The organism is Flavobacterium tyrosinilyticum, from assembly GCF_023656565.1.
In the GTDB taxonomy this organism is placed as follows: Bacteria; Bacteroidota; Bacteroidia; order Flavobacteriales; family Flavobacteriaceae; genus Flavobacterium; species Flavobacterium tyrosinilyticum.
In genome coordinates this window covers 1,427,510-1,440,156 of record NZ_JAMOKG010000001.1, presented here as the reverse complement: position 1 = coordinate 1,440,156, position 12,647 = coordinate 1,427,510, and the positions used below count along the sequence as shown (strand labels likewise).

Genomic DNA, 12,647 nt, shown 5'->3' with positions numbered 1-12,647 from the left:
CTAAAATTCGATTTGGCATAGTATTAAATTTAAAACAGAATAGTATAAATTTGCAGCATCTTAAATAATTTGTTTTGAAGCTCTTTCATTCTATAAACGATTTTCAGTCAACCAAGAAAACTATCTTAACTCTTGGTACCTTTGATGGTGTGCATATTGGTCATAAAAAAATTCTAAAACGAATTACTGAGAATACTGAAAATGGGAAATATGAAAGCCTGGTTCTTACCTTTTTTCCGCATCCGCGAATGGTTCTTCAAGAAAAATCTGAAATCAGATTACTGAATACTATTGGCGAAAAAATAAAACTTTTGGAAGCGACAGGTATTGAGAACTTAATTGTCCATCCTTTTAATGAAAGTTTTTCTAGACTTACAGCAGAAGAATTTGTTCGTACTATTTTGGTGGAGAAATTTCAGATTCAAAAAATTATTATTGGGCATGATCACCGTTTTGGCCGTAATAGAACTGCCAATATTGATGATTTAATTGCTTTTGGAATAGAATACGGATTTGAAGTTGAGCAAATTTCTGCAGAAGAAATCCAAGATGTTTCGGTGAGTTCGACCAAAATTAGAAATGCTTTAAATGAAGGAAACATGGCTTTGGCCAACGAGTATTTAGGTTATAACTATTTCTTGAATGGAACTATTGTGAAAGGAAAACAATTGGGACGAACAATTGGATTTCCTACAGCTAACATTAACATTGAAGAAGAGTACAAACTAATACCAAAAATTGGTGTCTATGTTGTAAAAGCTACCATAAATAACGAAAGTCTTTTTGGCATGATGAATATTGGATTTAATCCAACGGTTAATGGCGAAAAGCAAACCATCGAAGTTCACTTGTTTAATTTTGATAAAGACATTTACGATCAAAACATCGAAGTTTCTTTGCTTCATTACATTCGCGATGAGCAGAAATTCAGTTCGGTAGATGCCTTAAAAGCACAGCTTCATCAGGATAAAATGGATTCTTTGGCTTTTATAGATTCTTCTTTAAAAAATCAGACTGTATAGTTTTTACCGTTTTTAAATCATCGTAGTTATTTTTTTAGTAAATTTGATAGAACACTGTTTTTCAAATATTTACTATTAACTTCTAAAAAATAACCACTATGAAATTACCTAAAGAAATTACCAACGGGTTTTTGATTTTCCTCGGAATTGGCATTTATTTTTTATTAATGAATGTACTAGGTTTAGCAGATTTGTTTTATCTGAGAACACTGAACGTTTTCTTTATATTCTACGGTGTTAACAGGACAATGCAGATGAACCTACAGGAAGGAGAAACCAATTTTCTATCGAATGCTATTTCTGCAATGACCACTTCTGTGGTTGGTGTATCTATGAGTGTATTTGGCTTATTAGTTTATAGTTACGCTCGAGGCGGAGATGCTTATGTAAGAACATTATCTGAAACTTTCATGTTTGGAGGAAATCCATCAGTGCCAACTTATTGTATTTGCTTATTATTTGAAGGAATCGCTTCTTCTGTAATTGTTACTTTAATGATGATGCTGTATTGGAATAACAAATATGCAGCCGATTAATCTAAAACTGCTGCAAAAATTTTACGGAAATCACTTTTTATAAATGCCTCTTTTGAGCATCGATTAGATTAAAAATTTTAGTCAATAGAGATCTTAATTCTCAATAAATATTTTTAAATTGCTTGTAGCAGAGAGTTATAAGCAATTTTTTTATTTATAAAAATGAAATTAAAACAAATTGAAAGGGTAAAAAAAATCTCAAAAGAAGAGTTTGTTTCCCAATATGTAAAAAAACAAATTCCTGTTGTTATCGAAGAATTGACCGAAGAATGGCCAGCTTATAACAAATGGAAATTATCTTATATGAAAGAAATCGCAGGAGATTTGGTCGTTCCTTTATACGACGACAGACCTGTAAATCACGAAGACGGATTCAACGAGGCGCACACCACAATGAAAATGAGCGATTACATCGACTTATTACAAGAAAAGCCTACCAATTATCGAATTTTTCTTTACAACTTAATGAAACAGGTTCCTTCGTTAAAAAACGACTTTTTATGGCCTGAAATTGGTTTAAAATTAGTCAAGCAAATGCCAATGTTGTTTTTTGGTGGTGAAAATTCGAGAGTGTTTATGCATTATGATATTGACTATTCGAATATTCTTCATTTTCATTTTCACGGAGAAAAACAATGTATGATTTTCCCTCCTAGCCAATCAAAATTTATGTATAAAGTTCCTCATGCATTAATTTCGAGAGAAGATATAGATTTTGACCATCCAGATTACGAAAAATTTCCAGCACTCAAAAATGCCGAAGGCTATATTACCAATCTAAAACATGGAGAAATGCTTTATATGCCCGAAGGATATTGGCATTATATGAAATACCTAACACCAGGATTTTCTATGAGTTTGAGATCGTTTCCAAAAAACATTGTCAATTTATCCAAAGCCGCATACAATGTTTTTATTATGCGTCATTTTGATATTATGATGCGTAAAATTCAAGGCCAAAAATGGATTGACTATAAAAACGAAAAGGCGATTACCAACACGCATCAAAATTTACAGCGTACTGCCTAATAAATGTAAAAAGCGGTTGAGTTTAAATTCAACCGCTTTTTTATTTATCTAAAAACTATTTTTCTTGTCACAGTATTTCCATTATCTAAAGTGATTTTAACCAATAAAACTTGAGGGCCTGATTGAAAATTTGGTATGAGCCACTCTTTATTTTCAATTTGTTTTTTACGATATAACAATTTACCTCCCACATCATAAATAGCAACTTCGTCCAGATTTTCCTGCTCAGACATAGATTGCAATCTGATATTTTTATCTTTAACCGAAACAAAAACTCTTTTATCTTGATTCTCAAAATCCTCGTTTCCTAAAGACTTGCCATCTGTATAACGCAATACAAATCGATCTAGAAAAGTTCCTGGCGCAGAGGTAAATGTATATCCTCCAGATTTAAGGTTATGTACCGTATTTGTTACCTTATCGTGCAAAAATATATCCTTATTGGACAAATCTCCATCTGTATGATCGATAGCGATTGTGAAATCACCTTTTTCAATAGTAGACTTATATCCTAACGGAATGGTATCTGTTACAACAAAAGGAACTGCTCTTCCTTGAATAACTAGTTTATTACCTTCATTGATGCTATAAAAATCTACATAAGGATTTCCATTTAATGTAACCGCATCATAATTAAAATCAAAAGAATTTGTCGCCCCTGTTACATATCCAATTAGTAATTGCTTAAAAGCCCCTTCTTTATTCGTAAGATTTAACCACACGCGATGTTTTTCTACAACTAACGTAGATTTATAAAATTGGCTATTATTGCTAGGTACTCGCATTGAATTTGTAAAAACTCCTCTTTGCCCTGTTCTGGCTTTAGCAAAAAATGCTTGTCCAGCAGCAATATACCCTTTTGGCGGAGTTTGATTTCCTGGTGATGGAGCACCAGTACCAATTAAATTACCAACTGAAGTATCGCCTGACAAATTATATATTGCATAATCATCACTAGTATAACGATAGGTATTAGTTCCTGGAACAGTTATTCTAGGAGAGGTGTTATGAGTCCAAAAAAATAGTGTCCCATAAAAATTAGCGGCATTATCACGAATAAATAGATCCGCATAAATTGCTGAAGGATATGGATTTCCAAAAAAGCAAAACTTTTCAGCAGCGGCTGTAGGACCTTGGATTGTTCCATTATTTGGCACTCCGATAAATTCCCCTGAAAAAACACTTGGAGTTCCAGTAGCGAAAGATTGCGGACCTCTAATGCTATAACCTACTCCTGGTTCCATTTCCATTGTACCGTACAAATTGGTTGCCCACTTAAAATCAGAAGACCAATAAGAGTATTTATCGAATAAAGTTTCTGGCGAAAAATCTTTCATAGTAACACCTACTACTGGAGAAGACCAATAGGTAAGATCAAATCGTCTTACAGATGTTTTTCTTCTGTAAGTTATATTTCCAGTATTATTGACATCGGCAACCTGAACCAAACTTGAGTTATTTTCAAAAATCAAAACTCCATTACCCAATACACTGACTTCATTTGTCACCGTTAAAGAATTTGTTTCTTCTACAATTAATGACCCATTATTTTCAATCGTTAATCGACTGGCAAAAAAACTTCCATTGGTTCCAGAGATAATAGGATCAACACCTACATCTGGAATATCTATACAATCAGAGGCAATAGGAACTCCTGCTGGCGTCCAATTTGCAGAATCTCCCCAATTGGCACTCGCATTTCCATTCCATATTTTGGTAACAAAAGCATTTATTGTAATTGGTGTTACTTCTGATTCGCATCCCGATGTACTATTTCTCACTTGCACATTGTAAGCTCCAGAAGACAAACCTGTAAATATTCCCGAAGTATTACTAAAATCTACTCCATCAACACTATATGTATATCCTGTTCCAGATGCAGGCGAAGTAACCGTGATAACACCCGTATTATTGATACAGCTTGGCTGTTGTGTTACCGAAGCAGTTGGCGCAACTGAAATTGCATTTACAGTTAAAGAAACATTTTGAGTAGAAGGACACCCATTTGATGTTGTAATAGTCATTATACCATTGTAAGTACCTGCTGTCGTATTTGCCGGAACATTCACATTTATAATATCTCCTGATCCAGAACTAAAAGGAAACGGTGTCGCTCCTTGATCTGTCAATGCAATCCAATCGATTTCATAACTAACTGGAGAACCTGTAGTAGAATTGTAACTTAAAGTAGTCGTCTGCGCTGATGAACTTTGACAAACTGGAGTAAAAACCCCTGCAGTACTTATTGTTGGAACGGCATTAATCGTTAAAGAAATGGTTTGAGTTGCCAAACATCCATTTGACGTAAAAATTGTCATTACTCCACTGTAATTTCCAGCTGCTGTATTTGCTGGAACAATAATATTATTGATATTTCCTCCTCCCGAATCGAAAGAAAAAGCAGTAGCTGCTTGATCATTCAATAATACCCAGTCTATAGAATAGCTAACTGGAGAACCTGTTACAACAGAATATGGTAGAGAAGCCATCTGCTCTAGTGCATTTTGACAAATTGGAATTAAATTTCCTGATGTTGTAATTGTTGGAACTGAATTAACTGTTATCGTAAAATTATTGCCTGTTGAAACACAGCCAGCTGCATTAGAAACTGTTAATGTTCCCGTGTATGTTCCCGCCACTGTATTTGCAGGTATTGGAATATTAATTGAACCTGCTTGTAACGTAGCATTTGTAACTGGTGCAAAGGTATTTGTTGGACTAGCATTCCATGTAATGCTGTAAGTCGTTGGTGCGTTTGTAACAGCACTATAAGGCAAAGTAGTGCTTTGTGCACTTGTACTTGCACATACCGCGGTAGTAGCTCCTAGTGTTATTGTCGGCAATGCGTTTACCGTAACGGTAAAATTGTTTGCTGATGACACGCATCCGTTTGCATTGCTTACCGTTACGGTTCCTGTGTATGTTCCCGCTGCCGTATTTGCAGGTATCGGAATATTGATCGAGTTCGCTGGCAATGTCGCATTGGTAACTGCTGCAAAAGTGTTTGTAGGACTCGCATTCCATGTAATGCTGTAGGTTGTTGGTGCGTTTGTCACAGCACTATATGGTAAAGTTGTGCTCTGTACGCTCGTACTTGTGCATACCGCAGCAGTGCCTCCTAATGTTATGGTCGGCAATGGATTTACGGTAACGGTAAAATTATTTGCTGAAGATACGCATCCGTTTGCATTGCTTCCCGTTAAGGTTCCCGTGTATGTTCCCCCCGCCGTATTTGCAGGTATTGGGATATTAATTGAATTTGCTGGCAATGCAGCATTTGTAACTGCTGCAAAAGTGTTTGTAGGACTCGCATTCCATGTAATGCTGTATGTCGTTGGTGCGTTTGTAACAGCACTATAAGGCAATGCTGTGCTCTGCGCGCTTGTACTTGCGCATACTGCAGTAGTAGCACCTAATGTTATGGTCGACAATGGGTTTACGGTAACGGTAAAATTGTTTGCTGATGACACACATCCGTTTGCATTGCTTACCGTTAAGGTTCCCGTGTATGTTCCCGTTGCCGTATTTGCAGGTATTGGGATATTGATTGAGTTTGCTGGCAATGTCGCATTTGTAACTGCTGCGAAAGTATTTGTCGGACTGGCATTCCACGTAATGCTGTACGTCGTTGGTGCATTTGTGACAGCACTATATGGTAAAGTTGTGCTCTGTGCACTTGTGCTTACGCATACTGCGGTAGTGGCTCCCAATGTTATTGTTGGCAATGGGTTTACGGTTATAGTAAAATTTGTTGGAGTGGTAGACACACATCCAGCAGCATTACGAACTGTTAGCGATCCTGTATATGTCCCAACAGCTGTTCCGGCTGGAACAGCAATGTTTATTGAATTTGCTGGTAAAGCAGCATTTGTAACTGCTGCAAAAGTATTTGTCGGACTAGCATTCCATGTAATGCTGTAAGTCGTTGGTGCATTTGTAACAGCACTGTAAGGCAAAGTAGTGCTTTGTGCACTTGTACTTGCACATACCGCGGTAGTAGCTCCTAGTGTTATTGTCGGCAATGGGTTTACAGTAACGATAAAATTGTTTGCTGATGATACGCATCCGTTTGCATTTCTAACCGTTAAGGTTCCCGTGTAGGTTCCCGCTGCCGTATTTGCAGGTATAGGGATATTGATTGAGTTTGCTGGTAATGCAGCATTGGTAACTGCTGCGAAAGTATTTGTCGGACTGGCATTCCACGTAATGCTGTATGTCGTTGGTGCATTTGTGACAGCACTATAAGGCAACGTCGTGCTCTGTGCACTTGTACTTGCGCATACCGCAGTAGTGGCTCCCAAAGTTATTGTAGGTAACGGATTTACAGTTATAGTAAAATTTGTTGGAGCTGCAGACACGCACCCAGCCGCATTACTAACTGTTAGCGATCCTGTATATGTCCCAGCAGCTGTTCCAGCTGGAACAGCAATGTTTATTGAATTTGCTGGTAAAGCAGCATTTGTAACTGCTGCAAAGGTATTTGTCGGACTTGGATTCCATGTTATACTATAGTTTGTTGGTGCATTCGTAACTGCCGAATAAGGCAATGATACATTTTGCAAACTTGCACTAGCACATACAGCAGTAGTTGAGCCTAAAGTTATTGTTGGCTGAGCACTAACTACAATATTGACAACATTATTTGCACTAATAGACGAGGTACAATCTACAGAAGTTAAAGAAGTAACTGTAATAGTGCTATTCCCTAAAGTAGTCAAGCCCCTTGCGGTAAAACTTCCAGATCCGGCAGCCCCAACTACCATGGTTTCTGTTAGTCCTACCGCATTGGGTAGACTTGTACTATACGTTACTATGTATGTACCAGCTGGCAAGCTCGTTGCTGTACCTGTTAATTGTACTTGTGTGGTTGTCCCTGTACAAACATTTGGCGCCGATATTGCAGTTAAACCATACGTTTTACAAGTATATGTAATGTTAACTTGGCCTCTGGCACCACTTCCACCACTTTGTAAAGTAGAAGCACTGATAGCTCCTCCGCCTCCGCCTCCGTAAATACTTCCGGGATTACCTACATCTGTAGCCAATGCTACAGTGCTTCTCGCTGCTCCCCCAGCCCCTCCAAGTCCAGGACCAAAATTACCTGCATTTCCTCCAGCACCAGAAGTAAGAAGCAAACCAACTGCCGAACTTCCGCCTGCTCCCCCATTTAAACCATTAGAAGTAGCAAGGTTCCCAATAGCGGGAGTACCTCCAAGCCCACCTGTTGGATTAGAAGTTGTTGCAGTATTCGCATTTCCTCCCTGGCCACCTGGCGCATAGAAAGAACCTGTAAAAGTTGTTATATATGACGCCCCCCCTGAAGTTCCATTACCAGTTCCCCCTGAGGTAGCTGGCCCAACAACAACATTCAAACTTGATAGTCCTGTTGTGGCAATCGTTCCTTTTGCATAAGCACCACCACCACCACCGCCACCACTCCTTCCAACTAGAGGTGTCACATTTGCTGCACCTCCTGCGCCTCCTGCGCCCCAAGCTTCAACAGTAACTATGTCCATACCCGCAGGAAGAGGAAAAGAAGGATTACTAGCTGGAACTGAATGTACTAAAGTTTGTGCTTTTGACGTGGTATAGAAGATTGATAAAACTAAAATTAGAAGGATTCTCAATCTCTTACTTGATTTTAATGGTTTCTCAATATAAGTTACTAAAGATAAAAGGCTGAAGAAACTCAGCATAGTAAGTAAATCTTTTCTCATCTTGTGGCATTTTAGTAATTGAAAAATAAATTCAAACTCAAAACAAGATTAATTGCAAAATGAAAAAGACAAATGCTTTAAGGCCTCATATAAACAAGACTAAATCTTTAATATAGAATCAATGAAGCGCTCCAATTTTACAATCAACTTAAGGCAGATAAAACACCGTTTTTGAAACTGTGCTTTTTGAAGAAAAAAAATTAAATCATTGGCTTATAGAAAAGTATTTAATCGATAAAAAAAGCATTTCATCGATAAAAACCAACTACAAGGTACGATTTTATTTACGTAGAAATTCCCAATGTAGTATTAAACCCATAATTTTAACACTAAAAACTCAGAAAACATAAAAAATAAGAAAAAACTGTTAATTTGAAAATATTTTATTTTCAAATAATTGATTTACAATAACTTAATCAAAAGAAGTTATAATTATATACGTTCTGTTCAGCTTTTAAAAAATGACTTTTTTTGAAGCTGATTTGCCACTTTCGAAAATGACTTTTACTAATAAAACCTGATGAGAAGAGAACAAGTTTTCGATGGAAGTTCTTTTGGTTTCAAGCTGATCTTTTGTATACAGTAGATTTCCTAATACATCAAATATCACTACCTCTTTTATTGTTTCAGCAAAAGATTCAATATGTATATTGTGATTTTTAACCGATACTACAATATTCTTCGAGATGTTATCAGAAATATTATTTCCTAAAGTTTTATTACTGTAAATTATAGAAAAACGATCATTAAAGGTTCCTGCTTCAGAATCAAATTGATACGGAAGTTCAGAAATATTATGCGTTTTATTTAATTTTTTATCGACTAGAAAAATAGGCTTATCATTAAAAAAATCATCTTTATGATCTATTTCAATTTTTAAATTATCACTAACTGTAGTTTTATAACCTATAGTTATTGAATCGCTTTCTAAAAAAGGCAATTCACGGCCTTGGATTACTAATTTTTTATTTTCGATTACACTGTAAAAATCCAATGACATTCCTGAACTTAAATACTCTGCATCATAATTCAGATCTAAAGAATTTGAAGCGCCGGATGCATATCCTAGTAAAATCTGTTTGAATTCATTTTCGTGGTTTTTAATGTTTAGCCAAAACCTATGCTTTTCGGCAACAGATTTTGCTTGTGAGTTTGGAGCTGGTCTAAAAAAGGAAGTATTTTTATCTCGAACTTTCATGCTGTTTTTAAATTCTAGGAATCCTGTTACGTTGCTTTTTACAAAAAAGGCTTGTCCTGAAGCAATTGTACCGTTTGGTGCATCATTACTAACTCCAGAACTTAAAGCTGAGCTTGTGCCAACACCTCCTAATAAATTGTAAACTGCATAATCATCATTAGTATATCGATAGGTATTAGTTCCTGGAATTGTAATTCTAGGCGGAGTGTTATGCGTCCAGAAGTATAATGCTCCCTTTGTTTTCGGCTCATTTTCTGTTAAGAAATCATCTGCACTTATGGCGCATGGATATGGATTACCAACTAGATAAAAACGATCTGCAGCAATCAACTCAACTGCTATTTTACCATTGTTTGGAATTCCTTTGAAAACACCTTCAAATATTGCTCGCTCTGTAGTAGAAAAACTTTGCGGAGCTCTAATGCTGTAGCCACGACCAGAAGTCATTGTCATGCTTCCGTAAAGACTTGTTTTCCAACCTGCAATAGGATCATACCAAGAATATTTGTCAAAAAGTGTTTCAGGCGAAAAATCGAATAATTTCATATCGGCCACTGGAGAAGACCAATAGGTAAGGTCAAATCGAATTACTGGTTTTGTTTTTCTTTTTAAATGAACAATTCCTGTGTTTACTATCTCCTCATCCTCTTGATATAAACTAGCAGAATCTTCTAAAACAAGTATCCCTTGACCGGTATACGCAAACTCGATTCCTAATGTGTTTTTTTCAAGTAAGGTTACCGTTTTACCTTGTTCAATATTGCATCCGCAAATATTGACTGATGTTAAGTTTGGAAAACTTTCTTTAAAATAAACATCTTTTCCCGCAGACGGATAACCGTTGGACCATGAAATTCCATCCCAAGCTGTGGTATTAACGCAAAGTTTTAAACGTGCAATTCTATGTTTTGAAATACCAGAAACAGAATTAAAATTCCCTCCGATCATCAATCTATAATCTTCATCAAATTTCATTGCAAACAGCGTATTATTTGATGGTGCTACAAAAGAATTATCATACAATCCTGAAGGCAGTAAACGAATCAATCTAGAAGAAGCAATAGTATTATATGTTCCCGAAAAACTTCCTCCTACCAAAATTCTATCGTCTGGCTGCACTAAAATAGCACGAACATCTCCTTTACTAAAGCCAGCGCCTGATTGGAATGTAGCATCGAGACTTCCATCACTATTTAATCGAAGAATGCGTTTTTGTGAAACCTTATTAAAAGTCAAAAAAGAACCTCCAACTATAATCTTATTGGATTGAAGTGCAATTGCATAAACATATTTATCAAAACCCTCTTTTATATTAAAGCTAGCATCAATACTTCCGTCTTGATTTAACCTTACCAAACCTGCAAAAGGCATATCATTAAATTTTTTAAAATGTCCTCCCACAAGAATCTTTCCGTCTAATTGAATAATTACACTTTCTATAGTTCCATCAGCACCTAAACCAATATCAAAATCAGGATCTTTTGTTCCATCTGACAGTATTCTAACAATTCTACTCGTATTAGCTGTTGAACCATTATACTTTGTAAATGCTCCAGCGGCAATTATTTTTTGATCAGGCTGAATTGCCAATGTATATACTTGTCCATTAAACCCATCACCTGTCTTCAATGATTCATCTATTTCTCCATCCGAAAATATTCTAACAATCCGATTATTGGTAAGATCATTGTATTTTGTAAAATTTCCCCCTAAAATAATCTTTCCATCAGTTTGCAATGCTGCAGTTTTTACCAAGTTATTACTTCCTGAATTATTAAAAGCAGGATCAATAATTCCATTTTCTAATAGACAAGTAATTTTGGGAGCAACATTTCCATTAAACTTTTTAAAATTGCCTCCAACTATTATCTTTCTATTTGGAAGTGGCAGAATACTAAGAACAGAATTGTCAAATCCAATTCCAGAAGCCAAATATGAAATATCATGTTCGCCATCACTACTAATTTTTACCAACCTGCCTTGATTTTGGCCATTAAAAACAGTAAAAGAGCCTCCAGCAAACCAAGAATCTTCTTCGTCTAATTCTAAAGCTAAAACTGAAGCAGAAGCAGGTCCAGAGCCGATATCAAAATTTGGTTTTATACTTCCATCAGATTGCAGAAAAATCAATCTTAACGCTTCAGTAGTATTGTAAAATCCTGTAAAGGATCCTCCAACCATGATATCACCGTTCTTATTAATTCTAATTGCTGAAACTCCTTCTTTACTAAAGCCATAACCTGTTACAAAACTTTCGTCTTTAGTCCCATCTTCGTTCAATCGAATAATTCTATTCGCTACAGTATTATTAAAAAGGGTAAAGTTACCTCCTAAAACCATTTTCCCATCAGGCTGTAACGCTATGGCATTAACATCATCATTAAAGCCAGTACCACTATTGAAGGTAGAATCAAAAGTTCCATTGGCATTTAATCGAATTATTCGATTAGCAGAAACACCGTTAAATACTGTAAAATTGCCTGTGAGAAGTATTTTCTGATCAGATAAAACTTTTGCGTGTGTAATGTTTAATGCAGATCCAGAACCTGTTAAAAAAGTAGAATCGAGTGTTCCGTTTGGTAATAAACGTGCCACTCTATTTACTGTACTATTATTATATTTTGTAAAACTGCCAACAATAATTATCTCCCCATCAGGCTGTACGGCAATATCATAAACAATTCCTGTAGTTGCTCCAATTGTTGTATTAAAAGTGGCATCATAAGAACCATCTTCGTTTAGACGGATTATTCTTCCCGCACTAATTCCGTTATAACTTGTAAAGTTTCCTCCAACTATAATTTTCCCATCTGACTGCAAACAAGAAGCATAAATTTTACCATTGAAACCCGTACCTGTAGTGAAACTTTCATCGATAGACCCTTCTGGATTTAAACGAGTAAGATATGAAGTTGGTGCTCCATTCAAACTCAGATAATCTCCTCCTACAAGTAAAGTTCCATCTTTCTGAAGAAGAAGTGTACGTACAGTATTATCAAATCCATCTCCATTTTGACCATCATCAAGAACATTAAATGAGCTATCAACTTTACCTTGTTGCGAAAAAATTGCTTGAGATGATAATGAGATTATAATGAACGAATAAAATATATTTTTAATCAAAACGGTGTAATTAAAGTTTAAT

General features: G+C 36.0%; 5 protein-coding genes. 3 read left to right on the top strand and 2 right to left on the bottom strand.

The genetic code is table 11. The features are described 5' to 3' along the window. The first annotated feature begins 74 nt into the window (after positions 1–74). The 3 genes from NCC77_RS06305 to NCC77_RS06295 all read left to right on the top strand — a co-directional run bounded on the left by NCC77_RS06305 (position 75) and on the right by NCC77_RS06295 (position 2,587). Entirely contained in the window at positions 75–1,022 is a 948-nt protein-coding gene (locus tag NCC77_RS06305; RefSeq protein WP_250834828.1) for a bifunctional riboflavin kinase/FAD synthetase, read from the top strand. Positions 1,023–1,120: 98 nt separating this feature from the next. Then, positions 1,121–1,558, top strand: a complete 438-nt coding sequence (locus NCC77_RS06300) for a hypothetical protein (RefSeq protein ID WP_250834827.1) — start codon at positions 1,121–1,123, stop codon at positions 1,556–1,558. Positions 1,559–1,720: 162 nt separating this feature from the next. Continuing rightward, positions 1,721–2,587, top strand: a complete 867-nt coding sequence (locus NCC77_RS06295; RefSeq protein ID WP_250834826.1) for a cupin-like domain-containing protein — start codon at positions 1,721–1,723, stop codon at positions 2,585–2,587. A 44-nt stretch (positions 2,588–2,631) separates the two neighbouring features. Here the strand turns inward: NCC77_RS06295 and NCC77_RS06290 are convergent, their stop codons facing one another. Together NCC77_RS06290 and NCC77_RS06285 are read right to left on the bottom strand one after the other, a co-directional pair. Continuing rightward, positions 2,632–8,304 carry a DUF8693 domain-containing protein gene (locus NCC77_RS06290; RefSeq protein ID WP_250834825.1) on the bottom strand — a complete coding sequence of 1,891 codons (5,673 nt, stop codon included), beginning with the start codon at positions 8,302–8,304 and terminating at the stop codon, positions 2,632–2,634. A gap of 454 nt (positions 8,305–8,758) precedes the next feature. Beyond that, positions 8,759–12,625: a DUF8693 domain-containing protein gene (locus tag NCC77_RS06285; RefSeq protein WP_250834824.1), complete on the bottom strand. Its 3,867-nt coding sequence runs from the start codon at positions 12,623–12,625 to the stop codon at positions 8,759–8,761. Between the last annotated feature and the right edge of the window lie 22 nt (positions 12,626–12,647).